The sequence below is a fragment of the Streptomyces sp. CA2R106 genome (genome assembly GCF_037034245.1).
Lineage (GTDB): Bacteria > Actinomycetota > Actinomycetes > Streptomycetales > Streptomycetaceae > Actinacidiphila.
On record NZ_JBAGKC010000016.1, the window covers coordinates 106,761 to 131,638 of the forward strand.

The 24,878-nt window shown below is 73.3% G+C and carries 26 protein-coding genes and 3 pseudogenes; 14 read left to right on the top strand and 15 right to left on the bottom strand.

Annotation, left to right across the window (positions count from 1 at the left end):
• The first annotated feature begins 4 nt into the window (after positions 1–4).
• The gene (locus tag WA788_RS22345; protein ID WP_335980031.1) at positions 5–565 is read left to right on the top strand and encodes a hypothetical protein; all 561 of its coding nucleotides are present in this window, start codon (positions 5–7) and stop codon (positions 563–565) included.
• Here WA788_RS22345 and WA788_RS22350 read toward each other — a convergent pair.
• From WA788_RS22350 to WA788_RS22355, 3 genes and pseudogenes are all read right to left on the bottom strand, one after another.
• Positions 552–755, bottom strand: a pseudogene (locus tag WA788_RS22350) (transposase); the annotation flags it as partial. The gene WA788_RS22345 and the pseudogene WA788_RS22350 sit on opposite strands and share 14 nt — an antisense overlap.
• Positions 756–758: 3 nt before the next feature.
• Positions 759–926: pseudogene (locus tag WA788_RS36090) on the bottom strand (NUDIX domain-containing protein); the annotation flags it as partial.
• Positions 923–1,396 carry a MarR family winged helix-turn-helix transcriptional regulator gene (locus WA788_RS22355; protein WP_335980033.1) on the bottom strand — a complete coding sequence of 158 codons (474 nt, stop codon included), beginning with the start codon at positions 1,394–1,396 and terminating at the stop codon, positions 923–925. The gene WA788_RS22355 and the pseudogene WA788_RS36090, both read right to left, overlap by 4 nt.
• A gap of 139 nt (positions 1,397–1,535) precedes the next feature.
• Between WA788_RS22355 and WA788_RS22360 the strand changes: the two genes are divergently transcribed.
• Both WA788_RS22360 and WA788_RS22365 read left to right on the top strand, forming a co-directional pair.
• A complete protein-coding gene (locus WA788_RS22360; protein ID WP_335980035.1) occupies positions 1,536–2,444 on the top strand; it encodes a dioxygenase family protein in 909 nt (302 codons plus the stop codon).
• A gap of 115 nt (positions 2,445–2,559) precedes the next feature.
• On the top strand, positions 2,560–3,495 hold the full coding sequence (locus WA788_RS22365) for an NADP-dependent oxidoreductase (protein WP_335980037.1): 936 nt from the start codon (positions 2,560–2,562) through the stop codon (positions 3,493–3,495).
• 320 nt (positions 3,496–3,815) lie between these two features.
• Here the strand turns inward: WA788_RS22365 and WA788_RS22370 are convergent, their stop codons facing one another.
• Positions 3,816–4,250: an ArsI/CadI family heavy metal resistance metalloenzyme gene (locus WA788_RS22370; RefSeq protein WP_335980038.1), complete on the bottom strand. Its 435-nt coding sequence runs from the start codon at positions 4,248–4,250 to the stop codon at positions 3,816–3,818.
• A 79-nt stretch (positions 4,251–4,329) separates the two neighbouring features.
• Between WA788_RS22370 and WA788_RS22375 the strand changes: the two genes are divergently transcribed.
• The 3 genes from WA788_RS22375 to WA788_RS22385 are packed head-to-tail and all read left to right on the top strand — an operon-like array spanning position 4,330 to position 6,228.
• Complete coding sequence (locus WA788_RS22375; RefSeq protein WP_335980039.1) at positions 4,330–4,728, top strand: ArsR/SmtB family transcription factor; 399 nt, start codon at positions 4,330–4,332, stop codon at positions 4,726–4,728.
• Positions 4,725–5,822: an ACR3 family arsenite efflux transporter gene (gene arsB / locus WA788_RS22380; protein WP_335980040.1), complete on the top strand. Its 1,098-nt coding sequence runs from the start codon at positions 4,725–4,727 to the stop codon at positions 5,820–5,822. Before WA788_RS22375 ends, arsB begins: the two co-directional genes overlap by 4 nt.
• Positions 5,815–6,228 carry an arsenate reductase ArsC gene (locus WA788_RS22385; protein ID WP_335980043.1) on the top strand — a complete coding sequence of 138 codons (414 nt, stop codon included), beginning with the start codon at positions 5,815–5,817 and terminating at the stop codon, positions 6,226–6,228. The genes arsB and WA788_RS22385 overlap by 8 nt, the downstream gene beginning before the upstream one ends.
• A gap of 59 nt (positions 6,229–6,287) precedes the next feature.
• Here WA788_RS22385 and WA788_RS22390 read toward each other — a convergent pair whose 3' ends face one another.
• A complete protein-coding gene (locus WA788_RS22390; protein ID WP_335980045.1) occupies positions 6,288–7,253 on the bottom strand; it encodes an ROK family protein in 966 nt (321 codons plus the stop codon).
• A 449-nt stretch (positions 7,254–7,702) separates the two neighbouring features.
• On the opposite strand from WA788_RS22390, the gene WA788_RS22395 reads away from it, so the two are divergent.
• Entirely contained in the window at positions 7,703–8,692 is a 990-nt protein-coding gene (locus WA788_RS22395) for a LacI family DNA-binding transcriptional regulator (RefSeq protein ID WP_335980047.1), read from the top strand.
• A gap of 41 nt (positions 8,693–8,733) precedes the next feature.
• On the opposite strand, the gene WA788_RS22400 is transcribed toward WA788_RS22395, so the two are convergent.
• Positions 8,734–9,549 carry a nucleotidyltransferase domain-containing protein gene (locus WA788_RS22400; RefSeq protein ID WP_335980048.1) on the bottom strand — a complete coding sequence of 272 codons (816 nt, stop codon included), beginning with the start codon at positions 9,547–9,549 and terminating at the stop codon, positions 8,734–8,736.
• Positions 9,550–9,701: 152 nt separating this feature from the next.
• Here WA788_RS22400 and WA788_RS22405 point away from each other — a divergent pair, with 152 nt between their 5' ends.
• Entirely contained in the window at positions 9,702–10,913 is a 1,212-nt protein-coding gene (locus WA788_RS22405) for a helix-turn-helix domain-containing protein (RefSeq protein WP_335980049.1), read from the top strand.
• 133 nt (positions 10,914–11,046) lie between these two features.
• Positions 11,047–11,768, top strand: a pseudogene (locus WA788_RS22410) (helix-turn-helix domain-containing protein).
• 9 nt (positions 11,769–11,777) lie between these two features.
• On the opposite strand, the gene WA788_RS22415 reads toward WA788_RS22410, so the two are convergent.
• The 4 genes from WA788_RS22415 to WA788_RS22430 form a co-directional block, all read right to left on the bottom strand.
• On the bottom strand, positions 11,778–13,043 hold the full coding sequence (locus WA788_RS22415; protein WP_335980050.1) for a DUF6986 family protein: 1,266 nt from the start codon (positions 13,041–13,043) through the stop codon (positions 11,778–11,780).
• 143 nt (positions 13,044–13,186) lie between these two features.
• Positions 13,187–14,149, bottom strand: coding sequence for an electron transfer flavoprotein subunit alpha/FixB family protein (locus WA788_RS22420; protein WP_335980052.1), 963 nt, complete (start codon positions 14,147–14,149; stop codon positions 13,187–13,189).
• Positions 14,150–14,220: 71 nt separating this feature from the next.
• Positions 14,221–15,006, bottom strand: a complete 786-nt coding sequence (locus WA788_RS22425; RefSeq protein WP_335980054.1) for an electron transfer flavoprotein subunit beta/FixA family protein — start codon at positions 15,004–15,006, stop codon at positions 14,221–14,223.
• 227 nt (positions 15,007–15,233) lie between these two features.
• Complete coding sequence (locus WA788_RS22430; RefSeq protein ID WP_335980056.1) at positions 15,234–15,647, bottom strand: thioredoxin family protein; 414 nt, start codon at positions 15,645–15,647, stop codon at positions 15,234–15,236.
• A 170-nt stretch (positions 15,648–15,817) separates the two neighbouring features.
• On the opposite strand from WA788_RS22430, the gene WA788_RS22435 reads away from it, so the two are divergent.
• Entirely contained in the window at positions 15,818–16,228 is a 411-nt protein-coding gene (locus WA788_RS22435; protein ID WP_335980059.1) for a DUF4395 domain-containing protein, read from the top strand.
• Positions 16,229–16,242: 14 nt separating this feature from the next.
• On the opposite strand, the gene WA788_RS22440 is transcribed toward WA788_RS22435, so the two are convergent.
• The 4 genes from WA788_RS22440 to WA788_RS22455 all read right to left on the bottom strand — a co-directional run bounded on the left by WA788_RS22440 (position 16,243) and on the right by WA788_RS22455 (position 20,219).
• A complete protein-coding gene (locus tag WA788_RS22440) occupies positions 16,243–16,842 on the bottom strand; it encodes a transglutaminase-like domain-containing protein (RefSeq protein ID WP_335980061.1) in 600 nt (199 codons plus the stop codon).
• A gap of 115 nt (positions 16,843–16,957) precedes the next feature.
• A complete protein-coding gene (locus WA788_RS22445) occupies positions 16,958–18,064 on the bottom strand; it encodes a threonine aldolase family protein (protein WP_443034081.1) in 1,107 nt (368 codons plus the stop codon).
• Complete coding sequence (locus WA788_RS22450; RefSeq protein WP_335980143.1) at positions 18,043–18,798, bottom strand: SDR family oxidoreductase; 756 nt, start codon at positions 18,796–18,798, stop codon at positions 18,043–18,045. Before WA788_RS22450 ends, WA788_RS22445 begins: the two co-directional genes overlap by 22 nt.
• Before the next feature lie 23 nt (positions 18,799–18,821).
• Entirely contained in the window at positions 18,822–20,219 is a 1,398-nt protein-coding gene (locus WA788_RS22455) for a DUF6421 family protein (RefSeq protein ID WP_335980065.1), read from the bottom strand.
• Positions 20,220–20,455: 236 nt separating this feature from the next.
• On the opposite strand from WA788_RS22455, the gene WA788_RS22460 reads away from it, so the two are divergent.
• From WA788_RS22460 to WA788_RS22475, 4 genes are all read left to right on the top strand, one after another.
• The gene (locus WA788_RS22460) at positions 20,456–21,154 is read left to right on the top strand and encodes a glycerophosphodiester phosphodiesterase (RefSeq protein ID WP_335980067.1); all 699 of its coding nucleotides are present in this window, start codon (positions 20,456–20,458) and stop codon (positions 21,152–21,154) included.
• 202 nt (positions 21,155–21,356) lie between these two features.
• The gene (locus WA788_RS22465) at positions 21,357–22,265 is read left to right on the top strand and encodes an ABC transporter substrate-binding protein (RefSeq protein WP_335980069.1); all 909 of its coding nucleotides are present in this window, start codon (positions 21,357–21,359) and stop codon (positions 22,263–22,265) included.
• Positions 22,262–23,170 carry an amino acid ABC transporter permease gene (locus tag WA788_RS22470; RefSeq protein WP_335980071.1) on the top strand — a complete coding sequence of 303 codons (909 nt, stop codon included), beginning with the start codon at positions 22,262–22,264 and terminating at the stop codon, positions 23,168–23,170. Before WA788_RS22465 ends, WA788_RS22470 begins: the two co-directional genes overlap by 4 nt.
• Positions 23,167–23,985, top strand: coding sequence for an amino acid ABC transporter ATP-binding protein (locus WA788_RS22475; protein ID WP_335980073.1), 819 nt, complete (start codon positions 23,167–23,169; stop codon positions 23,983–23,985). Before WA788_RS22470 ends, WA788_RS22475 begins: the two co-directional genes overlap by 4 nt.
• Before the next feature lie 117 nt (positions 23,986–24,102).
• Here the strand turns inward: WA788_RS22475 and WA788_RS22480 are convergent, their stop codons facing one another.
• Positions 24,103–24,636, bottom strand: coding sequence for a GNAT family N-acetyltransferase (locus tag WA788_RS22480; RefSeq protein WP_335980075.1), 534 nt, complete (start codon positions 24,634–24,636; stop codon positions 24,103–24,105).
• Positions 24,637–24,878 lie beyond the last annotated feature (242 nt).

Sequence of the window (24,878 nt, forward strand, 5' to 3'; positions counted from 1 at the left end):
ATCCATGGGCGCAGTAGTTGTCACCATCACGGCAGGTTTCGCCGGGTACCTCGTCACCTACTTCAACAGCCTGCGGTTGACGCAGCGGCAGGAACGGCTGGCGCGGGTGAACCGCCAGCTCTCCGAGTTCTACGGGCCGCTTCTCGCATTGGTTGAGGTCAACAGCCGTCTGTATCAAGCCTTCAGCGAGAAGCACCCCCGCCCCGAAGGACGCGAGCCGCTGTCCCACCAGGACGAGCAGGTCGAATGGCGGCTGTGGATCAACACCGTCTTCCTGCCCACTCACCGCGCCATCCGCGACCTCGTCAACACCAAAGCGGACCTGATGGACGAAGCCGAAATGTCCCCCCTCCTTTTGGAGGTCTACGCGCACGCAGCCTGGCACGAACTGTCCGCCGCGAAATGGGAATGCGGGGACCTGACCATCGAGCACCCACCACGCGCGTTCCCGGCAACCGCGATACGCGCCTACGCCCGCGAGAACTTCGCACGCCTCAAGTCCGAGCAGACAGCTCTCCTTGGACGGCAGCGCCGGCAAGGCCGGCGTACTGCCACCCGACGCTAGCTGCGTTCGGCGGGGCATCAACGCTCCCACGGGGCATGTGAGTGATGGCGGCCCAGGTGATCAGCGATTCCGAGTGCTGGATGAGGCGTTCGTAGTCGCGGGCGTGTCTGCGGGCGTGCATGATCCAGGCGTGGGAGCGCTCCACAACCCAGCGGCGGGGCAGGACGACGCATCCGGGGACGTTCTTCGGATCGACCCCCACCACGAGCCCGGCCTCCTCCCGCAGCTCCCGGCGCAGCGCGGCCCGCGGGGCCTCCCCCGCCTCGATCCCCGCCGCCGGGCGCCGCCCGCAACACGGTTCCGCCCAGGGGAGGAGGAGGTTCGTGCCTGGCGAGAGGTTTCCGTCCGAGGCGGCGCTCACCCCCTGTCGAGTTCCTGGCGCAGCGTGGCGGCGATGCGGGTGAGCGCGGTGGTGAGGTGGCGCCGCTGGGCGGCGGTGAGTGGGTCGAACACGAGCCGTTTGACCTGGGCGACGTGTTCGGGCGCGCTCTCGGCGAGTTTCTGCCGGCCGGCGTCGGTGAGGGTGGCAAGGGTGTACCGGCCGTCGCCGTGGTCGGGGCGGCGGGTGACCCAGTCGCGGGTCTCGAAGCGGTCCATGACCTTCGACAGGCGCGGCTGGGTGCTGTCGCAGTCCCGGGCCAGCTCACTGAGCCGCATCGTGTCCTCATCCGCCATGGACAGCCGGGCCAGCACCCCGTACTCGAAGTTGGAGACACCCGCGTCTCGCTGCAACTGGCGGTCGAGGGTCGCGGGGAGGGCGATCACGACTGTCAGCAGCGCCTGCCACAGGGCCTGCTGTTCGTCGTCGAGCCAGGGTGACGGCGTGTCCATGAACCCCATCGTACTTGCCCAGGCAACCCACGTCACATGCCTCGGCAACCCCGTGATCACTTGCCCGGTCAAGTGACATCACTTGCCTGGGCAACTCCTTTCGGAGTATCTTCTCACTTGCCTCGGCAAGGAAAATCGCTTGCCCAGGCAAGTCAAGGAGCTGATCACTGTGCCGCCGGCAACCAATCTGACCTCGCCTCTCGCATCACGCGGACCCGCCGCGGCGTACGACGACCTGCTCGCCCGGGTCCTGCCCCAGGCACGCGAGCAGAGGATGTGGGAGCCGTCGGACGGACCCCTGCCCAGCCTCTTCGTCAGCCACGGGGCCCCGTTCACCCTCGACGATCCGCAGTGGCTCGATGCCCTCTTCGACTGGGGCCGGTCGCTGCCCAAACCGCGGGCCATCGTCGTCGTCTCGGCCCACTGGGAACAGGCGCCGGTCGCGATCTCCGGGGCTGCGGCCGGCACCCCGCTGCACTACGACTTCAACGGCTTCCACCCCCGCTACAAGACCCTCCCCTACGCGACCCCGGACGCCACCGACCTGGCCCGGCGCCTGGCGGGCCTGATGGGCCCCACGCCGGTGCACCAGTTCACCGGCCGCGGCCTCGACCACGGCGCCTTCATCCCGCTCATGGCCATGTACCCGGCGGCCGACGTCCCCGTCGTGCAGCTATCCATGCCCAGCCTCGACGCCGACGACCTGCTCGGCCTCGGCGCGCGGCTGCGGCCCCTGCGCGAAGAAGGCATCCTCGTGCTCGGCTCGGGCTTCATGACCCACAGTTTCGCCGTCTTCCGCCGGCCGGAACTCGCCGCCGCCACCACTGCCTTCGACGCGTGGGCCGTCGACGCCCTCTCCCGGGGCGACGCCGACGCCCTCATCGACTACCGCGGCAAGGCGCCCGGCGCCGACATCGCCCATCCCACCGCCGACCACTTCGTCCCGCTGCTGTGCTCCCTCGGCGCAGCCGACGACCCCAGCAGCGCGATCAGCACCATCGACCGCATGGTGATGGGCAACTCGACCCGGTCGCTGCAACTGACCTGAACACCTCGACACCCCGGTCGACGTGCTCCACCCTCACGCCCCATCGCCCCATCGCCCCATCGCCCCATCGCCCCATCCGCGGCGACGGCATCAACACACCCAGGAGAAAACCCTCATGAAGGCCATGCGTTTCCACGAGTTCGGCGGCACCGAGGTCCTGCGCTTCGAAGACGTGGACCGGCCCGTTCCCGGCGCCGGGCAGGTGCTGGTCCGGGTCGCGGCCACCTCGTTCAACCCGGTCGATGACCACATCCGCGCCGGCCACCTGGCCGAGCTCATGCCGACCCCCCTCCCCTACGTGACCGGGATCGACCTCGCGGGCACCATCACCGAACTCGGCGCGGGCGTGACGGACCTGGAGGTCGGCGACCATGTCGTGGCCATGCTGCCCCTGGACACCGCCGGCGGCGCCGCCGAGTACGCCGTCGTCCCGGCCGACTCCATCGCACCGGCGCCGAAGACCCTCGCCCTGGCCGACGCCGCGGCGCTGCCGCTCACCGGCCTCGCGGCCTGGCAGACGGTGTTCGAACTGGCCGAGCTGAAGCCCGGTCAGAAGGTCCTGGTCAACGGGGCCGCAGGCGCGGTGGGCAGCATCGTGGTGCAGCTCGCCGTCGACGCGGGAGCGCACGTGACCGCGGTGGACGGCCCGCAGCACGCCGACCGCCTCCTGGGCTACGGCGCGGAGCGCGTCGTCGAGCCCCTCGACCTCGCCGCCGGCCCGGCCGCCGTGGGCGGTCCCTTCCAGGTCGTGGTGAACCACGTGCGGCACTCCCCGGAAGACCTCGCGCGGCTGACGGACTACGTCGCCGACGGCGGCGTCGCCGCCAGCAGCGGTGGCGCGATTCCCGAGGACCCCGCCCGCGGCGTGCGCAACGCGAACCTGTGGGTCCGCCCCGACGGCGCCCAGCTGGCCGAGCTGGCCGCCAAGGTGGACGCCGGCAAGCTCCGGGTCCACGTGGCCGCCCGCCGCCCGGTGACCGAGCTCGCCGCCGTCCACCAGGACGCCGCCGCCGGGCGACTGCCCGGCAAGACGGTCATCCTCGCCCCCTGACCCCCACGGTCCCGCACCGCCCGCCCCGCCGCCGACACCACCGGATCTCCTTTCTCGTCCCACCGGCGAGAAAGGAGATCCGCTCCGCGCCACCGGCGGCGGGCAGGGTGCGTCGGCGTCCTCGCAGCGACGCGCGACCACGTTGACCAGAGAGGATGGCATGCGGACGCGACTCCGGGCACGGCTCCACAGGCCGGCCCGCGGCCGGAGGCCAAGGAACAGCTTGTTCGGTAGCCGGAGTGGCTGCCCGGAGTGCTGGCGGTCCTCCGCCGCGGCGGCCTGAACGTCCGAGCCCGCGCGGCGGCGGCCCCCGCCGCCGGTCAGGTCCCCGCGCAGCAGCCGTCCCCGGTGGCGGCACGCGGGCCGTCGACGCGCGCGCCGAGGGTGTCGGCGTCGGCCTTGACGACGTAGACCTCCCAGGGCTCCCGGCCCGGACCGTGCACCCAGACCTTGTCCTGGAGGGCGTAGCAACAGGACGTGTCGCCCTCCTCGAAGGTGGCCAGGCCGACGGTCCTCAGGCGGGTGGTGGCGGCGTCGACCTGCTCGGTGGACTCCACCTCGACGCCGAGGTGGTCCAGGCGGGTGTCGTGGCCGGGCTCCCCCTCGATCAGGACGAGCTTGAGCGGGGGCTCGGTGAGGGCGAAGTTGGCATAGCCCGGGCGCCGCTTGGCCGGTTCGGCGCCGAAGAGCTTCGTGTAGAAGGCGATCGACGCCTCCAGGTCGCTGACGCGCAGGGCGAGTTGAGCACGGGACATGGCGGGACTCCCATCAGCATGTATTGATATCTGTCGATACAAGCTTGCGCCGTAGATCGAAGGACGTCAATATAGAAGCATGTCGAATCAAGAGCTGGTGGTGCTGGGCCAGGACGACGGCGGCGCCGGATGCTGCCCCGGGCTGCTGACCGCGCCGCTGGAAGAGGAGCAGGCGGCCGAGCTGGCGGCGGTCTTCAAGGCGCTGGGCGACCCGGTCCGGTTGCGGCTGCTGTCGATGATCGCCTCGCGGGCGGGCGGCGAGGTCTGCGTGTGCGACCTGACCCCCGCGTTCGACCTGTCGCAGCCGACGATCTCGCACCACCTCAAGCTGCTGAAGCAGGCCGGCCTCATCGACAGCGAACGCCGCGGCACCTGGGTCTACTACCGCCCCCTGCCCGCCACCACCGACCGCCTCGCCGCCCTCCTCACCCGCCCCGCGGGCGAACCGCTGCCCGCGGTCCCGGAAAGCGCCCGGTGAGCGCCCCTTCGGCCCGCGGGGGCGTGGCGAAGGGGCTGTCGTTCCTCGACCGCTACCTGGCCGCCTGGATCGCGGCCGCGATGGCCGCCGGAATCGGCCTGGGCCGTGCGGTGCCGAGCCTGGGCAGCAGGCTGTCCGGCGCCACCGTCGCCGGGGTGTCCGCGCCGATCGCGCTCGGGCTGCTGGTGATGATGTACCCGGTGCTGGCCAAGGTCCGCTACGACCGGATCGGCGCGGTCACCCGCGATCGACGCCTGCTGGTGCCGTCGCTGCTGCTGAACTGGGTCGCCGGCCCGGCCCTGATGTTCGCGCTGGCCTGGCTCCTCCTGCCGGACCTGCCCGCCTACCGCACCGGCCTGATCATCGTGGGCCTGGCCCGCTGCATCGCGATGGTCGTCATCTGGAACGACCTCGCGTGCGGCGACCGCGAGGCCGCGGCGGTCCTGGTCGCGCTGAACTCCGTCTTCCAGGTCCTCGCGTTCTCCCTGCTGGGCTGGTTCTACCTCACCGTGTTCCCGGGGTGGCTCGGCCTGCGGCAGACCGGCCTTGACGTCTCGGTGTGGACCCTCACCCGCAGCGTGCTGGTCTTCCTCGGCGTTCCGCTCGCCGCCGGCTACCTCACCCGCCGGCTCGGCGAACGGGCGCGCGGCCGCACCTGGTACGAAGCCGCGGTCGTCCCCCGCATCGGCCCGTTCGCCCTGTACGGGCTGCTGTTCACCGTCGTCGTGCTGTTCGCGCTCCAGGGCCGCGCGATCACCTCGCACCCCTGGGACGTCGTCCGCGTCGCCCTGCCCCTGCTGGCGTACTTCGCCCTCATGTGGACCGGTTCCATGGCCCTGGGCCGCGCCGTCGGACTCGGCCACGCCCGCGCCACGACGCTGGCCTTCACCGCGGCGGGCAACAACTTCGAACTCGCCATCGCGGTCACCGTCGCCACCTTCGGCGCCGCCTCGGGCCAGGCCCTGGCCGGAGTGGTCGGCCCGCTCGTCGAGGTCCCCGCGCTCATCGGCCTCGTCCACGTCGCCCACCACGCCCGCCGCCACTTCGCCGTCCCCGCCGCGGCCGCTGCTCCGGAGGAACCCGCCCATGCCTGAACACGCCCCGCCCTCGGTCCTCTTCGTCTGCGTGCACAACGCGGGCCGCTCGCAGATGGCCGCCGCCTACCTCACGCTTCTGGCAGGAGAGCGGGTGCGGGTCCGGTCGGCGGGTTCGCTGCCCGCCGACGAGGTCGATCCCGCGGTGGTGGCCGCCATGGCCGAGGTGGGCGCCGACCTCTCCGCCGAGGTGCCCAAGGTCCTGACCGCACAGGCCGTCGAGATGTCCGACGTCGTGGTCACGATGGGGTGCGGGGACGCCTGCCCGGTCCTCCCCGGCAAGCGCTACCTGGACTGGGCGCTCCCGGACCCCGCCGGGCAGGGCGTGGCCGCGGTACGGCCGATCCGCGACGAGATCGAGCGGCGCGTACGCCGTCTGCTCGCGGAACTCGGCATCGCGGTCTGACGGGGCGCCCCCGCACCCGCGCCGATGCGCGCGGGCCGGCGGGGCGCCCCGGCGGAGCCCTACGCCGTGGTCGGGAAGAGGCGCAGCGCCTGCGCGGCCGCGGCCGCCGCGCCGACCAGCCCGGCGTCCGTACCGAGCTTGGCGGGCACCACCTCGACGCCCGCGGCGAAGGAGAGCGTGGCGTACCGCGCCAGGTGCTCGCGCAGCGGGTCGAAGAGCAGCGGCCCGGCCGCGGAGACGCCGCCGCCGATGACGGCGACGTGGATCTCCACGAGCGTGGCGGTCGCCGCGATCCCGGCGGCGAGCGCTTGGGCGGCCCGGTCGAACGACGCCAGCGCGACGGCGTCCCCGCGGCGCGCGGACTCCGCGACGGACGCGGCCGTCGGCGCCGCGCCGGGCAGCGGCCGCCAGCCCTCGTCCAGGGCGCGCCGCGCGATGTTCGGCCCGCTGGCGATCCGCTCCACGCAGCCGCGCGACCCGCACGGGCAGCGGTCGCCGTCGAGGTCCACGCTGATGTGCCCGATGTGCCCGGCGTTGCCGGTCGGCCCGGGCAGCAGCGCGCCGCCGAGCACCAGCCCGCCGCCGACGCCGGTGGACACCACCATGCACAGCGCGTTGTCGTAGCCGCGCGCGGCGCCCTGCCAGTGCTCGGCCGCGGTCATCGCGACCCCGTCGCCGGTCAGGACGACGGGCAGGCCGCCGACGGCCTCCGAGACCCGCGGCACGAGGGGGAACTCGCGCCAGCCGGGCACGTTGACCGGGCTGACGGTGCCCTGTGCCGCGTCCACCGGCCCGGCGCTGCCGATGCCGACGGCCACGACCCCGCCCCACTGCGCGGCGGTCCGGAGTTCGGAGAGCACCGCTCTGACCGCGCTCATCACCAGTTCGCCGTCCGGGCCGCCGGGCGTGGGGCGCAGTGCGCGCGCCAGCAACCGCCCCTCGGCGTCGATGAGGGCTCCGGCGATCTTGGTGCCGCCGATGTCCAGTGCGGCCACGAGCGGACCGGTCGCGCTGTCAGGGTGCATCGCTGCGGCGTCTCCTTGTGCGTTGTGCGTGCGTGGTGCCCGCGGTGGGGGTGTGCGTGCGTGTCGTGCGTCGTGCGCGTCGTGCGTGTGCGGCGCGTCGTGGGTGTGCGGCGTGCGTGTCGTGCGTCGTGCATGTCGTGCGGGTGCGTGCGTCGTGCGTGGCGCGTGGTGCGCGCGGGGTACGTCGTGCGTGGTGCGGGGACGTGCGTACGTACGTCGTACGTGTCAGTCGGACGCCGTACGCGGCGTATGCGTTCCGCCACGGCGGAGCCGATACGCAGCGTGAGCGTTCGATCGCGTTGTGTTCATCCGGTGCTGGTTGCGGGCTCCCTGTCGGCAAGGGTGCGGACGAGGGTAGTCTCGCCTGATCGTGACAACGTTGTCCATCTCTTGTCGCAGGGAATACTACGACCGTGACCCAAACACCTGGACGTGCACCCCGGCCCACGATGAAGGATGTCGCCGCGCGGGCGGGCGTCGGCCTCAAGACGGTGTCGCGGGTGGTGAACGAGGAACCCGGCGTCACGCCCGACACCGCCGCCCGGGTGCAGGCCGCCATCGACGCGCTCGGCTTCCGGCGCAACGACAGCGCGCGGCTGCTGCGGACCCGGCGTACGGCGAGCGTCGGACTGGTGCTGGAGGACCTGGCGGACCCCTTCTACGCCGCGCTGAGCCGGGCCGTGGAGGACGTGGCGCGGTCGCACGGCGCGCTGCTGTTCACCGGGTCCAGTGCGGAGGACCCGCGCCGGGAGCAGGAGCTGGTGCTCGCGTTCTGCGCGCGCCGGGTGGACGGCCTGGTCGTGGTGCCCGCCGGGGACGACCACCGCTACCTGCTGCCGGAGATCGCCGCCGGGGTCGCGACGGTCTTCGTCGACCGGCCGGCCGGGCGGCTGGACGCGGACGTGGTGCTCACCGACAACGCGGGCGGCACCCGGGAGGGCGTGGCGCACCTGATCGCGCACGGCCACCGCAGGATCGGCTTCATCGGCGACCAGCCGGGCATCCACACCGCGGGCGAGCGCCTGCGCGGGTACCGCGAGGCGATGGCGGCGGCCGGGCTGCCGATCCGCCCGGAGTGGTACGCGATGGGCCCGACGACGCCCGAGCGGGTCGAGGCGGCGCTCGACGCGATGCTGGGCGGTGCCGAGCCGGTGACGGCGCTGTTCGCGGGGAACAACCGGGTCACGGTCACCGCGGTGCGGGTGCTGGCGGGGCGGCTGGAGCGGATCGCGCTGGTCGGCTTCGACGACTTCGAACTGGCCGACGTCCTCGACCCGGCGATCACCGTGGTCGCCCAGGACGCCCCGGGCATCGGCCGGGTGGCCGCGCAGCAGCTCTTCCGCCGGCTGGACGGCATCATCTCCGAGGGCACCAGCCGCACCGAGCTGCCCGTACGGCTGATCGCCCGCGGCTCCGCCGAGTTCCCGCCCCCGCGGTAAGCGGGGCCCGGCCGGGCCCTGCTGCCTGGCTCGGGCCCGGCTCACCGGGCGAGCGCGGCGCATACGTCGCCGGTCAGCCGGTCGGCGTCGTCGAGGGCGGCTGCAAGTGCATCCGGGCCGGTGCCGAGCGCGGCGAACAGCCGCTGCGCGCGGGCCGCGAAGTCCGCGGGGGCGCCGGCGAGTTGACCGGCTGCCCGCACCGCGCCCTTCTCGTTGAGCACCCAGCTGCCGGCGTGGGCGTGGAGCGCGTGCACCAGGAGCCCGACGGCGCGGAAGAGGCATCCGGCGACGTAGAAGGCGTCGCCGCGGGCCGCCCCCTTGCGCGCGCCGGCGAGGATGAACGGCGCCTCCCAGCGGGCGTTGGCGACGAGGGCCTCGCGCAGCGGCTGCGGGTAGTGGCGCACCTGCTCCTTCAGGGCCCGGATCTCGCCGCCGGGGTCGGCCAGTACGCGCCCGACGGCCACCTCGCCGACGTAGGCGTGGGAGTACACGCCCAGCGGGTGGCCGGGTTGGGTGCCGATCTCGAAGTGCCCCTGCTGGCACTCCCGCCAGATCCGGTGCACCCGGTCCAGGTCGCGGTAGATCCAGTCGACGCGGTGCCCGTCGACGGTCAGCCAGGCGCCGCCGTCCACCCACGGCCCCCACCCGCCCGGCTCGGTCACCTCCACGGGCGCACCGGTCAGTTCGGCCGCCAGCGACCGCAGCTCCGCGGTGTCCAGCGGCTGCCGGTAGTACAGCCCGAGGTCGTAATCGGAGCCGGGGCCATGCGCCCCAACCGCCCGGCTCCCGCCCAGGCACACCCCGACCACCCCGCCCACCCGCGCCAGCCGCTCCCCGACCTCCACCAAGCGCTCCATGGACCCAGTCTGCAAGCGTCGCGCCCCGCCCGCCGCACATTTTCCTACCGCGGATCACCCCGACCGCGCATCGCCGCACCCCGCGGATCGTCCGGACCGCGGGGCAACCGTACGACGCGGGGCGTCACGGCGCGCGGGCGTACCGTGAGGGCGTGGCAAACGAGGATCTGGGGCGGACCCTGCGGCGCCTGCGGAGACTGGCGGGTCTGACGCAGGAGGAGCTGGCGGAACGCTCCGGCGTTTCGGTCGACGTCATCCGGCAGTTGGAGCAGCGGCGCAAGCACTCCGCTCGGCTGCCCACGTTGCACGCCCTGGCGAACGGTCTGGGGGTGGAGCTGACGACGCTGCTCGGGGACCCGCCGGGGCTCGCGGCCGGCGGCGACCACGACGGCCCGCGTTTTGTCGCGGTACGCCGGGCGATCATGCCGCCGCTGTGGGCCCCCGGGCCGCCCCCGCCCGCGGCTGACTTCTCGCCGGACCGGCTGCGGGAACGGATCGCCGACGCCTGGACGCATTACCACGCGGCCGAGTTCGACACCGTCATGAAGGTACTTCCCGACCTGATCGCCGACGCACGGTCGGCCGCCGCCGGCAGCGAGGCAGGCCGGGCGGACGGATTCGCCGCCCTGGGCAAGGCGCTTCAGCTCGGCGGGCACGTCGCGGTGCGCATGGGGAAGACCGACCTGGCGCTGACCGGCCTGGAGCGCGCGATCGAGGCAGCCGAGCGCTCGGCGGACCCGCTGCTCGTTCCCATGATCGTGAACTCCGTCGCGTGGACCTACCAGCGGCAAGGCCGGCTCGCCGATGCCCTCGACGTCGCCGAGCGCGCCGCCGGCGCGATGCAGGAGGCCGGGCACACCGGCACCGCCGACGGGCTCAAGGTGTGGGGCGGCCTGACCATGAGCGCGGCCACGTCCGCCGCGCGCAGCGGCGACTACGAGCGCGCGGCAGGGATGATGGAGACGGCCGAGAGGCAAGCGGCCCGCGTGTCCAAGCTGCCCGCCGGGACCGACCACCGGATGGTCAGCGTCTTCAGTCCGTCGTCCGTCCGCATCGAGCGGGTACGGCTGGCCGTCCAGTACGGCCACTCCGCCGAGGCCCTGGAACTGGCCGAGGGCATGCGGCTGTCCAAGGACACCCCCGCGTCGTGGCGAACCTGGCTGCTGCTCGACGTCGCGCGCGCCCACACCGACCTCGGGGACGCGCCCGGTGCCGTCCGGACCCTCGAATCCCTGCGCCGCGTCGCCCCGACGTGGATGCAGCACCACACCCTCGCCGTCGCCGTCGTCCGCGACCTGTGGTCCCTCCCCAACCACCCGCCCGGCCTCCGTTCCCTGGCCGAGTTCCTGGGCATCGTCGCTTAGCGTCCCGAAAGTAGTACGCAGCGTCCCTGTCGCCCCCTCCCCCGGACAGAAAGCCTGGACCCGCACACCCCGGACTCACCGACGAGCCGGGGCCGACGTCCACGCAGGTGCGAGGAAGGACCGGCGACTGCCCATGAGCACAGACAGCGCAGCAGAGGGAACCGACTGGGAGTGGCTGTCGGCAAGGGAGCTGTACGCGAGCGAACTGGCCCACCGGCGGCAGCAGTCGGGAATGACGCTGGTCCAGCTCGCAGAGCTGTGCCACTACGAGCAGTCGTACCTGCACCGGTTGGAGCGCGGAACACGCCTGGGCACGCTGGAAACGGCAAGCGCGCTGGACCGCGTCTACGGGACCGGGGAGCTGCTGGCAAAGCTGTGGCGCCTGGCGAAGCGGGAGAGCAGGGACAGGCCGTTCCTGGGTCTGGCGTCGCTGGAGGCGAGCGCGGCCGGCATCCAGGAGTACGCCGTCAGCGCGGTACCCGAGCTGCTCCAGGTCCGCGCCTACGCCGAGGAGCAGCTTCGCGCCTCCCGTCCGGGCAGCGGGCAGAAGCTGGACGCGCAGGTCGCCGCGCGGCTGAAGCGCCAGGAGCGGCTGACCGGTCAGGACCCTGTGCACTACCGGGCGTTGATCGACGAAGCCGTGCTACGCCGCGAAGCCCGTGACCCGCAGACGGGCGCACCGTCGCCTACGCCCGGAGCAGTTGCGGCAGCCGCCTGCTCGAAGACCCCGAGGACGTGGAGCCGCTCCGACTCGCCTATGACGTCCTGCGGGACACCGCGCTCGCCCCGGCGGAGTCGCTGGCCTTCCTCCGTCGCCTGTTCGACGGGCACAGCGCCGGCGGGGGTCGGCCGTGAGGGGCCGGGTCAGGCGGGCGCGCGCGGGGTGGCCAGGGCGGTCAAGGTCGGGGCGGGGAGGGGGAGTTCGGCCGGGGTGAGGGCGCCGGCGTGGAGGCCGCGCAGGAGGTGGGCGGCCAGGGCGCGGGCGGTGGCGGGCTCGTCGAGGACGGCCGGGGCGGGGGCGGCGGCGCGGGAGGCGTAGGCGGCGAGGCGGGCGGCGACGGCGGGCAGGCTCTCGCGGTAGAAGGCGTAGGCGGCCGCGTAGCGGGTCGGGAGGTGGGCGGGGTGCATGTCCCAGCCCTGGTAGTAGGCGCGGGCCAGGGAGCGGCGCACCAGGCCGTAGTGGAGCTGCCAGGCGGCGTGCACGTCGGCGGTGGAGCCGACCGGGAGCACATTGGTGGAGCCGTCGGACAGGCGTACGCCGGTGCCCGCGGCGGCGACCTGCATGACGGCCTTGGCGTGGTCGGCGGCGGGGTGGTCGGGGGCCTGGTGGGCGGCGCTGACCCCGCAGGCCGCGCTGTAGTCGAAGGTGCCGTAGTGCAGTGACGTCACGCGGCCGGCGGCGGCGTCGATGAGGCGGGGCACGGTGGCGGTGCCGTCGGGCCCCAGGACGGCCTGGGTGGTCTCGATCTGGATCTCGAAGCCGAGCCGCCCCTCGGGCAGTCCGGCCGCCCGCTCGAACTCCCCGCACAGCTCGGCCATCGCGGCGACCTGCTCGGGGAAGGTGACCTTGGGCAGGGTGAGGACGAGCCCGTCGGGGAGCGGGCCGGCGTCGAGCAGGGTGGTGAGGAACAGGTCGAGGGTGCGGATGCCGCGGTCGCGTACGGCGGCCTCCATGCACTTCATGCGGATGCCGGCGTAGGGCGGGGCGGTGCCGTCGGCGGCCGCGGCGGCGAGGGTGCGGGCGGCGGTGACGGCCGCGGCGTCCTCCTCGGCGTCCGGGCGCACCCCGTAGCCGTCCTCGAAGTCGATCCGCAGGTCCTCCACGGGCTCGCGGCGCAGCTTGGCGCGGACCCGTTCGTGGACGTCGGCGGCGAGTTCGCCGGTCAGGCCGAGTACGGCGCCGAACGCGGCGGCGTCGGGCGCGTGGGTGTCGAGCGCGGCGAGCGCCTGGTCGCCCCAGGAGCGTACGGTGCCGGCGTCGTAGGCGTCGGCGGGCACGTAGACGGTGTGCACGGGCTGGCGGGTGGCGCGCTCGCCGGGGTAGCGGCGGGCGAGTTCGGCGTCGGTGGCGGCCAGCGCGGCACCGATCCGCGTGCGTACGGCGTCCGCGAGTGTCGTTTCGGCCGGCATCTGCGCCCTCCCCGGATTTCAAGAAACTTCAACAAACCGTTGAAGCGCAAGCTAGCGGGGGCGGGCGGGGCGGTCAACAGCGCCGCCGGCCCCCGCACGCGTGAGGCGTACGGGGGCCGGGGCCGGGGCGGCGCTGGTGCGGCTCAGCCCTTGCGGGCCTTGACCTCTTCGGTCAGCTGCGGGACGACGTTGAACAGGTCGCCGACCACGCCGTAGTCGACGAGGTCGAAGATCGGCGCCTCGGCGTCCTTGTTGACCGCGACGATCGTCTTCGAGGTCTGCATGCCGGCGCGGTGCTGGATCGCGCCGGAGATCCCGTTGGCGATGTACAGCTGCGGGGAGACCGACTTGCCGGTCTGGCCGACCTGGTTGCTGTGCGGGTACCAGCCGGCGTCCACCGCGGCGCGCGAGGCGCCGACCGCGGCACCGAGCGAGTCGGCGAGCGCCTCGATCACGGCGAAGTTCTCCGCCCCGTTGACCCCGCGGCCGCCGGAGACCACGATCGCGGCCTCGGTCAGCTCCGGGCGGCCGGAGGACTTGCGCGGGGTGCGCGAGACGACCTTGGTGCCGGTGGCCAGCTCGCCGAAGGCGACGGTCAGCGGCTCCACGGCGCCGGCGGCGGCCGCGGGCTCGACCGGAGCGGCGTTCGGCTTGACGGTGATGACCGGGGTGCCCTTGCTCACCACGGACTTGGTGGTGAAGGCGGCGGCGAACACCGACTGGGTGGCGACCGGGCCGTCGGCGCCGGCCTCGACGTCGACGGCGTCGGTGATCAGGCCCGAGCCGAGCCGCAGCGCCAGGCGGGCGGCGATCTCCTTGCCCTCCGCGGAGGACGGCACCAGGATCGCGGCCGGGCCGACGGCCTCGGCCGCGGCCTGGAGCGCGTCGACCTTCGGGACGACGAGGTAGTCGGCGAACTCCGGCGCGTCGGCGGTCAGGACGCGGGTGGCGCCGTGCTCGCCGAGGACGGCCGCGGCGGCCTCGGCGCCGGGGCCGAGGTGGACCGCGACGGGCTCGCCCAGCCGGCGGGCGATGGTGAGCAGTTCGAGGGTCGGCTTGCGGACGGCACCGTCCACGTGGTCGACGTAGACGAGGACTTCAGCCATGGGAATCGTTCTCCTGCGGTTCGGGAAGGGGCGGCGGCCGGCGGATCGGGGCGGCCGGCAACGACAGCGGCTCAGATGAACTTCTGCGCGGCCAGGAACTCGGCGAGCTGCTTGCCGCCCTCGCCCTCGTCCTTGACGATCGTGCCGGCGGTGCGCGCCGGGCGCGCGGTGGCGTCCTGCACGGCGGTCCAGGAGCCGCCGAGCCCCACCTCGGCCTCGTCCACGCCCAGGTCGGACAGGTCGAGCGTCTCCAGCGGCTTCTTCTTCGCGCCCATGATGCCCTTGAAGGACGGGTAACGGGCCTCGCCGGACTGGTCGGTGACCGACACCAGGGCCGGCAGCGCCGCCTCCAGCTCCTCGCTGGCCACGTCGCCGTCGCGGCGGCCGGTGACCTTCCCGTCGGCGACCGCGACCTCGGACAGCAGCGTCACCTGCGGGATGCCCAGCCGCTCGGCCAGCAGCGCCGGCACCACGCCCGCGGTGCCGTCGGTGGAGGCCATGCCGGTGACGACCAGGTCGTACCCGATGTGCTCGATGGCCTTGGCCAGCACCAGGGAGGTGCCGATGACGTCGGTGCCGTGCAGCGCGTCGTCCTCGATGTGCACGCCCTTCGCCGCGCCCATCTGGAGGGCCTTGAGCACCGCGCCGCGCGCGTCCTCGGGGCCGACGGTGACCGCGGTGACCTCCGCGTCGTCGGCGGCCTCGGCGATCTGGAGCGCCTGCTCCACGGCGTACTCGTCCAGCTCAGACAGCAGGCCGTCGACCGCGTCGCGGTCGGTGGTCAGGTCCTCGGCGAAGTGACGGTCGCCCGTGGCGTCGGGCACATACTTCACTGCGACTACGATCCTCAAGCTCACGCCTGCTCTCCTACTGCTTCCGTCCTGCACGTCTTCGTGAACTGCCCAGATTAGGGCCTGGGCGCGCGCGGTGGCCGCGTTCTGCCAGGGCGCGGCAACTGCCCCTGCGAATATATTACTCGTCAGTACACAGAGGTGCGGGTCCCTCCGCAAGGCCCGCGAACTGTGACGTGCCCGACCCGCGCCCCGCCACACCCGGTGGCCGGAAAGCGCCGGCGGCCGTCCGCTCAGACCGCCGCGCCCAGCGCGGCGATCACGTCGGCCCGGCGCGGCTGCCCGGCGGCGCGGCGCACCACCGCGCCGTCCGCGTCGAGCACGAGGACCGTCGGCGTCTTCAACACGTCCAGCCGCCGCACGAGTTCGAGGTGCGCCTCGGCGTCGATCTCCACGTGCCGCACCCCTTCCACCATGCCCGCGACCTCGCCGAGTATGCGGCGGGTGGCGCGGCAGGGCGCGCAGAAGGCGCTGGAGAACTGCACCAGCGTGGCCCGCTCGCCCAGCGGCTCCCCGAGGTCGCCCGCCGTCAGCCGCTGCCCGCCGTCCTTGGCCCGCACCCTGATCCTCCCGTCCCTGCGCCGGTGCACCAGTCCGTAGCCGCCGGCGACGACGAGCACGGCGAGGCAGACGATCGCTCCGACCATGCCGCCCACTCCCCTTCCGCCACCGGCCCGTCCGCTGCGCGCCGCGGGCACTCTCCGCTCCATGTGCCTATGGGCCCGCCGCCCACGGCAAGCCCTACCCGGCAAGCGTTCACAGGACCGCAATGATTCCCGCGGCTCCGGCGTGTCGCGGGTGGGTGATGATTCCAGCCATGGAGATCGATGTGCGCGGGCCCCGCTTCGGCGCCGCGGTGACCACGGTGGTGCTGGCGGTGGTGCTGGTGACCGGCAGCGGCTGGCTGCTGGCCGCGCAGGCGGTGGTCTTCGCGGTCGGCGCGGCCGCCGGGGTGGCCAGGTCGCCGTACGGCTGGGTGTTCCGCACCCTCGTCCGGCCGCGGCTCGGGCCGCCGACCGGGACGGAGGACGCGGCGCCGCCGCGCTTCGCGCAGGCCGTCGGGCTGTTCTTCGCGGCGCTGGGCACGGTCGGCTACCTGGTCGGACCGCAGTGGCTGGGGCTGGCGGCGACCGGGTGCGCGCTCGCCGCCGCCTTCCTCAACGCGGCCTTCGCCTACTGCCTGGGCTGCGAGATGTACCTGCTGCTGAAGCGGGCCACGACCGCCTGAGTGCCGCCGCCGGGTCACGGCAGCCCGGCCGGCAGCCGCGCGGCCAGTTCCGTACGGCTGCCGGCGCCGCGCAGTGCGGCGAGCACCGGCGCGGGCGGGACGGCGTACACCGCCGGGTAGTCCAGCTCGCCGTACGCAGGCCGTACGGGGAAGGCCAGTTGCTCCCGGTCGAGGCGGAAGCGAGCGTCGACCCCCGGCTTGTTGCCGCGCGGGTCCTGCCGCGCCCAGCGGCCGGTGCCGGGCAGCAGCAGCGCGATCAGCCCGTGCAGGACGGTGCCGCCGCCGCCGTCCGCGAGCCGCTGGTAGCACAGCCCGGCGGGGATGCCCTCGACGCGCAGCAGCGCCACCAGGGCGTGGGACTTGGCGTAGCAGATGCCGTTGCGGGTGGCCAGCACCTCCGAGGCGCGCAGGCTCACCCGGTCGTCGCCGCTGTCGAAGGTGTGCGGCACCTCGTCGCGTACGTAGGTGTACGCCGCTTCCGCATATTCATACGGTCCGGGCGCGCCGGCGCGCAGCAGTGCGGCGGTGCGCAGGACCTGCGGGTGGCCGTGGTCGATGACATCGTCGGCGCGCAGATACGCCGACGGGTCGGCGGTCTCCGGTACGGGCTCCATGGTGGGGAGCCTACGGAGCCACCGACCCGTCGGTCAATGAGTTTGCATGCGACAGCATATCCATGCGGCCGGCCGTCGCGCGGTGGTCGCGGGGTCGCGGGCCGCCTCAGCCGGCCTACATCTCCTCGGCGATGGCAGCGGCGAAGCCGTCCACGTCCGCCTCGGTGGTGTCGAAGGAGCACATCCAGCGCACCTCGCCGGTCGCCTCGTCCCAGAAGTAGAAGCGGTAGCGCTTCTGGAGCCGCTCGCTGACCTCGCGGGGCAGCAGCGCGAACACCGCGTTGGCCTGCACCCGCTGGGTGACCGTCACGCCGTCGATGCCGCTCACCGCGCGCTCCAGCCGGCGGGCCATCGCGTTGGCGTGGGAGGCGCTGCGCAGCCACAGGTCGCCTGCGAACAGCGCCTCGAACTGCACCGACACGAAGCGCATCTTGGAGGCGAGCTGCATGGACAGCTTGCGCAGGTGCTTGAGCGCGCGGACCCGCTCGGGGTTGAGCACGACCACGCACTCGCCGAGCAGCAGGCCGTTCTTGGTGCCGCCGACGGACAGGATGTCCGCGCCCGCCTCGGTGGTGAAGGCGGCCAGCGGCCGGTCCAGGCTCGCGGCGGCGTTGGCGATCCGGGCGCCGTCGATGTGCACGGCCATGCCCAGCGCGTGGGCGTGGTCGCAGATCGCCCTGATCTCCTCGGGCGTGTAGCAGGTGCCCAGTTCGGTGCTCTGGGTGATCGACACCACCTGCGGCTGCGCGCGGTGCTCGTCCTCGAAGCCGTACGCCTGCCGGTCGATCAGCTCGGGGGTGAGCTTGCCGTCCTGCGTCGGCACGGTGAGCAGCTTCAGCCCGCCGACGCGCTCGGGCGCCCCGCACTCGTCCACGTTGATGTGTGCGGACTCCGCGCAGACCACCGCGCCCCAGCGCTCGGTGACCGCCTGGAGGGCGGTGACATTGGCGCCGGTGCCGTTGAAGACCGGGAAGACCTCCGCGGTGGGGCCGAAGTGGCCGCGGAAGAGCTCCTGGAGGTGGTCGGTGTACGCGTCGGCGCCGTAGGACACCTGATGCCCGCCGTTGGCCAGGGCGAGGGCGGCCAGCACCTCGGGGTGCACCCCGGCGTAGTTGTCGCTGGCGAAGCCCCGGATGTCCGGGTCGTGCCGCCGTACGGCGTCGGTGCGGCCGCCGGGGGCGGCGGGGTCGAGAGGGTCGGTCACGGTCGGGGCGTCAGCCACTGTCGGGTCCCGTTCACTTGCTGGGGGCTTGCGTGCCAGACGTCCGCGATCGCGTCGGCGAGGTCGCGTACGTCGGTGAAGCCGGCGAATTTGGCGTTCGGGCGCTGGGCCCGCATCTCATCGTGCACCAGCGCCTTGATCACCAGGACAGTGGCCGCCGCAGTGGGATTCTCGCCGCCGAGCTTGCGGAAGGAGTCGCCCATCGCCAGCGTCCATGCCTCGGCCGCCGCCTTGGCCGCCGCGTAGGCGGCGTTGCCGGCGGTGGGCGCGCTCGCGCCGGCGGCGCTGATCAGGACGTAGCGCCCGCCGGGGCTGCGCAGCAGGCCGTCGTGGAAGGCGAGCGTGGTGCGCTGCACGGTGCGCACCAGCAGGTCGTGCAGCAGGTCCCAGTCGGCGAGGTCGGTCTCGGTGAAGGTCGCGGAGCCGCGCCACCCGCCGACCAGGTGCACCAGGCCGTCGACCCGGCCGTGGGCCTTCTCGATCCGCCCGGCCCACTCCCGCGTGCCGTCCAGGTCCAGCAGGTCCACCACCTCGCCGGTGATGTCCGCGCCGCCCGCGTCGTAGCGCGCGGCGTCGACCGCCTGCGCGAGCCGCTCGGGGTCCGCGTCGGCGGCGATCACATGGCTGCCGGCCCGGGCCAGCCGCTGGAGCACCGCCCGGCCGGCCGGTCCGCCCGCGCCCGCGACCGCGATCACCGCGCCGTCGAGCCCTCCCGCGTACGTCTCGGTCGTCATCTCCGCCTCCTCGCTGGCACCGGTCACGCGGCACCTCGCAGCGCGCTGTCGCCGGTGATCCCCTTGGTCGAGGCGATCACCTCACGGAGCTTCTTGGCAAGGGCCTCGTAGAACATGCTGAGCGGAAACTCGTCCGGCAGCACGTCGTCCACCAGCTTGCGCGGCGGGAGCGACAGGTCCAGGGCACCGGCGCCCTTGGCCCAGACGGAACCGGGGTGGGGGGACAGGTAGGTCGCGACCAGGTCGTAGGCGGCCAGCCAGTGCACGAGCTTGGGCCGGTCGATGCCGTCGCGGTAGAGGGCCTCGATCTCGCCGCACAGCTGGTTGGTGACCTGGGGGGCGCGCTCCCAGTCGATGTGCAGGGTGTTGTCCGTCCAGCGTACGGCGTCGTGCTTGTGCAGGTAGGCGAAGAGGAGCTGGCCGCCGAGGCCGTCGTAGTTGCGGACCCGCTCGCCGGTGACCGGGAAGCGGAAGAGCCGGTCGAAGAGGATCGCGTACTGCACGCCCAGGCCCATCGGGTGGCCCTCGGCCTGGAGCTTGACCGCCTCCTTGAAGGAGGTCAGGTCGCAGCGCAGTTCCTCCAGGCCGTACATCCAGAACGGGGCGCGCTGCTTGATCATGAACGGGTCGAACGGCAGGTCGCCGTGGCTGTGGGTGCGGTCGTGGATCATGTCCCACAGCACGTAGGTCTGCTGGGCGAGCTGCTGGTCCTCGACCAGGCGGGCGGCCTCCTCGGGCAGCTCCAGGCCGAGGGTGTCCACGGCGGCGGAGGTCACGGCGCGGAAGCGGGCGGCCTCGCGGTCGCAGAAGATCGCGCCCCAGGTCCAGCGCTCGGGGACGCTGCGGACCGCGACGGTCTCGGGGAAGAGCACCGCGGAGTTGGTGTCGTAGCCGGGGGTGAAGTCCTCGAAGGTGATCGGCACGAACAGCGGGTTGTCGTACCGGGTGCGCTCCAGCTCGGCGAGCCACTCCGGCCACACCACGCGGAAGACGACGGCCTCCAGGTTGCGGTCCGGGTTGCCGTTCTGGGTGTACATCGGGAAGACGACCAGGTGCTGGAGGCCGTCGCGCCGGTCGGCGGCGGGCTGGAAGGCCAGCAGGGAGTCCAGGAAGTCCGGTACCGCGAAGCCGCCGTCGGCCCAGCGGCGCAGGTCGGTGGCGAGCGCGCGGTGGTAGGCCGCGTCGTGCGGCAGCAGGGGGGCGAGCTGTTCGAGGGCGTCCACGACGCGGCCCAGGGTCCGGGCGGCGTCGTCGCGGGAGGGCGCGTCCTCGGCGTCGAAGTCGATCGAGCCGTCCTTCTTCTGCCACGGCCGGATCGCCTCGACGGCCTGCTTCAGCACCGGCCACTGAGGGTGCCCGAGCACGCCGTCGCCGGATATCCCGCCTCCGGTTGCCACCTTCGACGAAAGAACTTCGCCCATGACCCCTCCTCCACGAAAGAAACTGTCGTGCGAACAGCGTAGTCACGCCCGGGCCCCGCCTTCAAGGCCACCCCCTTGAAAACGTCCTGCCCAAGCCGCCGAAAGCCGTTGATTTTACGGTTCGATGCCAGGATGGGTCGCTAAAAGTTGCGGCGCGCGCCCAGGTGTGCAGCCGAAGAACCCCTCGGCCACCGCACGGTCACCGCCCGGCCGCACCCGCGCACTAGGGTGCCGTCATGAGCTTCCTGACTGTGGGCCACCGCGGGGTCATGGCCGTCGAGCCGGAGAACACCCTGCGGTCCTTCCGCCGCGCGGAGCGCGAAGGCGTGGACCAGATCGAACTGGACCTGCACCTGAGCCAGGACGGCGCCCTGGTGGTCATGCACGACGCGACCGTGGACCGCACCACCGACGGCGCCGGGCCGATCCGCGACCTCACCCTCGCCGAGATCCGCCGCCTGGACGCGGGGCTCGGCGAGCAGGTGCCCGTTTTCGAGGAGGTCCTCGACGCGGTGAGGTGCCCGGTCCAGGCCGAGATCAAGGACGTCGCCGCCGCACGGGTGCTCGCCTCGGTGCTGCGCGAACGCGAGGAGACCGGCCGGGTCAGCGTGCTGTCCTTCCACGACGAGGCGCTCGCAGAGATCCACGCCCTGCTGCCCGGGGCCGCGACCGTACTGGTCGCCAGTGAGCTCGGCCCGGACCTCGTGCCGCGCGCCCAGGCGGTCGGCGCCCGCCTGGTCAGCCTCGACCTCACCCGGCTCACCCTGGAGGTCGTCGGCCGCTGCCACGACGCCGGGATCGCCGTCATGGCCTGGAGCGTCAACACCCCGCAGGACTGGGCCCTGGTGCGCGCGCTGCGGCTGGACGGCGCCGCCACCGACCTGCCGCCCGCGCTCGGCCGCGACCTGAAAGAAGAAGAAGCGGACCGGATCTGAGCGCCCGGATCTGCGCGCAGACCCCGCGGCGCCCGGCCCGCGACGCCCGGCGCGGGCCGCGGTCACCGCGCGCCGCGGTGCGGCCACCGACCGCGCCCGGACGCGCCCGCCTGTTGAAACATCGCGGACACAATGGTCCGGCATCCGGACGGAGTGCCCAATCGCGTGGACAGACCGGCCGCCCGGGTGCCAAGGTCCCGCCATGCGCCCCGCGATCTCTCCGTCCCGGCACGGCGCGGCCCTCGCCGCGGCCGCCCTGCTCGCCCTGGCCCTGGCCGCCTGCGCCCCGCAGGACGACGACAACTCCTCGGCGAGCGCCGCACCCTCGGCAAGCACCTCGGGCGCCGCCGCGTGCCGCCCCGCCTCGCTCGCCACCCACACCGGCGGCAAGTTCACCGTCGGCACCGACAACCCGGCGTACGCCCCCTGGTTCGTGGACGACAAGCCGTCCAACGGCAAGGGCTACGAGTCGGCCGTCGCCTACGCGGTGGCCAAGCAACTCGGCTACGGCGCCGACCAGGTGGTGTGGCAGAAGGTTCCGTTCAACAGCGCCTTCTCCCCCGGTGCCAAGTCCTTCGACGTGGACATCAACCAGGTCTCCATCACCGACGAGCGCCGCAAGACGGTGGACTTCTCCCCCGGCTACTACGACGTGCGGCAGGCCGTCGTGGCACCCAAGGGGTCGAAGATCGCCGGGGCGCACTCCCTGGCCGACCTGAAGAACGCGAAGCTGGGCGCCCAGGTCGGCACCACCAGCCTCGACGTCATCGACGACGTCGTGAAGCCGACCAAGCAGCCCGCCGTCTTCCAGCGCAACGACCTCGCCGTGGCCGCCCTGAAGAACGGCCAGGTCGACGGCATCGTGGTCGACCTGCCGACCGCGTTCTACATCACCGGCTCCGAGATCCCCACGGCCACCGTCGTCGGGCAGTTCGCCACCACCGGCACCAAGGGCGCCGCCGCCGAGCAGTTCGGCCTGGTGCTGGACAAGGGCAGCAAGCTCACCTCCTGCGTCTCGCAGGCGGTCACCACGCTCCGCTCGAACGGCACGCTGGCCGCTCTGGAGAAGAAGTGGCTGTCGGACGCGGTGGACGCCCCGGTGCTCAAGTGACCGTCCAGGACCAGCGGGCGGACGATCGGGAGGGCGGCCCGGCCAAGGCGGGCGCGGACCCGTACCGGCCCTCCGCGCGGCGGCTGGCCCGCGAGCGCTACCGTCGCCGCCGCACCCGCCGCGCCTTCGCCGTCGCCGCCGCCAGCACGGCGGCGACGGCGGCCGTGCTGTACGCGCTGATCGTCAACTCGCCCGGCTGGGACCGCACCCGGCAGACGTTCTTCGACGCCCACTACGCGCGGATCTCGCTGCACCCGGTGCTGCACGGCCTGTGGCTGAACCTGCGGCTGCTGGTGGTGTGCGGGGCGGTCGTCCTGGTCGCCGGGCTGCTGATGGCCCTGCTGCGCACCCTGCGCGGCCCGGTGTTCTTCCCCGTCCGCGCCCTGGCGACGGCCTATGTCGACTTCTTCCGCGGGCTGCCGCTGATCATCTGCATCCTGCTGTGCGTCTTCGGCATCCCGGCGCTGCGGCTGACCGGGGTGACCAACAACCCGGTGCTGCTGGGCGCCTTCGCGCTCTGCCTGACCTACACCGCCTATGTGGCCGAGGTGTTCCGCGCCGGCATAGAGAGCGTGCACCCCAGCCAGCGCGCCGCCGCCCGCTCGCTGGGCCTGAGCAACGCGCAGGCGATGCGGCACGTCGTGCTGCCGCAGGCGGTGCGCCGGGTGGTGCCCCCGCTCCTCAACGACCTGGTCTCCCTCCAGAAGGACACCGGCCTGGTCTCGATCGGCGGCGCGGTGGACGCGGTCTACGCGGCGCAGATCATCGCCAGCCGCGACTTCAACTACACGCCCTACGTCATCGCGGGCCTGATCTTCGTGGTGATCACCATCCCCATGACGCGCTTCACCGACTGGGTGGCCGCGCGGATGAACCGGCGGCAGTCGCAGGGAGGCGCGGTATGAGCGCGACGGACCCGCTGGACGCGGCGGAGGGCGCCGCGGCGGCGAAGCCGTCCGCTGCCCCCGAGGACGCCGCGCCCGTGCTGCGGCTGGAGGCCGTACGCAAGACCTACGGCGGCAGCGTGGTGCTGCGCGACATCGCCCTGGAGGTGCCCGCGCACACCGTCACCGCGCTCATCGGCGCCTCCGGCTCCGGCAAGTCCACGCTGCTGCGGTGCGCGAACCTGCTGGAGGAGGTGGACGACGGGGCGATCTTCCTCGACGGCGAGGAGATCACCGACCCGCGCGCCGACGTGGACGACGTACGGCGCCGGATCGGCGTCGTCTTCCAGGCGTACAACCTCTTCCCGCACATGACGGTGCTGGACAACATCACGCTCGCGCCGCGCCGTGTGCACAAGGAGCCCCGGGCGCAGGCCGAGGCCCGCGCCAAGGAGCTGCTGGAGCGGCTGGGCCTGGCCGACCGCGCCCGGGAGTACCCCGACCGGCTCAGCGGCGGCCAGCAGCAGCGGGTCGCGCTGCTGCGCGCGGTCGCCACCCGGCCGCGGCTGCTGCTCCTGGACGAGATCACCGCCGCGCTCGACCCGGAACTGGTCGGCGAGGTCCTGTCGGTGGTCCGCGACCTCAAAGAGCAGGGCATGACGATGGTGATCGCCACCCACGAGATGGCGTTCGCCCGCGAGGTCGCCGACCAGGTGTGCTTCCTGGACGGCGGGGTGGTCCTGGAGCGCGGCACCGCGGCCGAGGTGTTCGGTGCCCCGCGCGAGCAGCGCACCCGGGAGTTCCTGCGGCGCGTCACGGAGTCCGGCCGGCTGTGAGCCGCGGGCGCGGTGCCGGTCGTACCGGCCGGCCCGGGCGAGGTGCGGTCGAACCGGCGGGCGCGGAGACCGTGCCGGCCGCGGCGGCCGGCGCGGCCGAGATCGCGCCCTTGCCCGTCAGCCGAGCCGCTTGGTCAGCAGCTCGAACTCCAGGTCGTCGCGGGTCGGCAGGCCGAACCGCTCCTGGCCGTAGGGGAAGGGCGACATCTCGCCGGTGCGGGCGTAGCCGCGGCGCACGTACCAGGCGATCAGCTCCTCGCGGGCGCTGATCACGGTCATGTGCATCTCGGACACGCCCCACTCCTGGGCGGCCACCCGTTCGGCCTCGGCGATGATCAGCTTGCCCAGGCCCGCGCCCTGGAGCTTCGGGCGGACCGCGAACATCCCGAAGTAGGCGTGCGGCCCGCGGTGTTCGAGCTGGCAGCAGGCCACGAGCCCGCCGTCGCGCTCCACCGCCAGCATCATGCTGTCGGGCTTCTCCACCACGTCCAGCACGCCCTGCGGGTCGGTGCGCTGCCCCTCGAGGAGGTCCGCCTCGGTGGTCCACCCGGCGCGGCTCGCGTCGCCCCGGTAGGCGGACTCGACCAGGTCCACGAGGGCGGGCACGTCGGCCGCGGTCGCGGGACGGAAGCTGAGGGATGCGGTGTCCATGCCGGTCAGATTATCGAAGGCGGGCGCCGCGGCCGAGGCCCGCGCAGGCATCGGAACGACATCACACCGGCCGCGCGGGGCCGGGGGCCGAGGGTCGGGGTCTGGGGGCTGGGGGCGCGCGTGGGGCGGCGCGCACTCCCCCGGGCACTCCCGCGCGCTCGTCTGCGCGCCCGCGGGGCCGGGTAGGACCCGAACGGACGGACGAACGGGGCGGCAGGGCGAAGAGAAGAACGGGGGGCTGA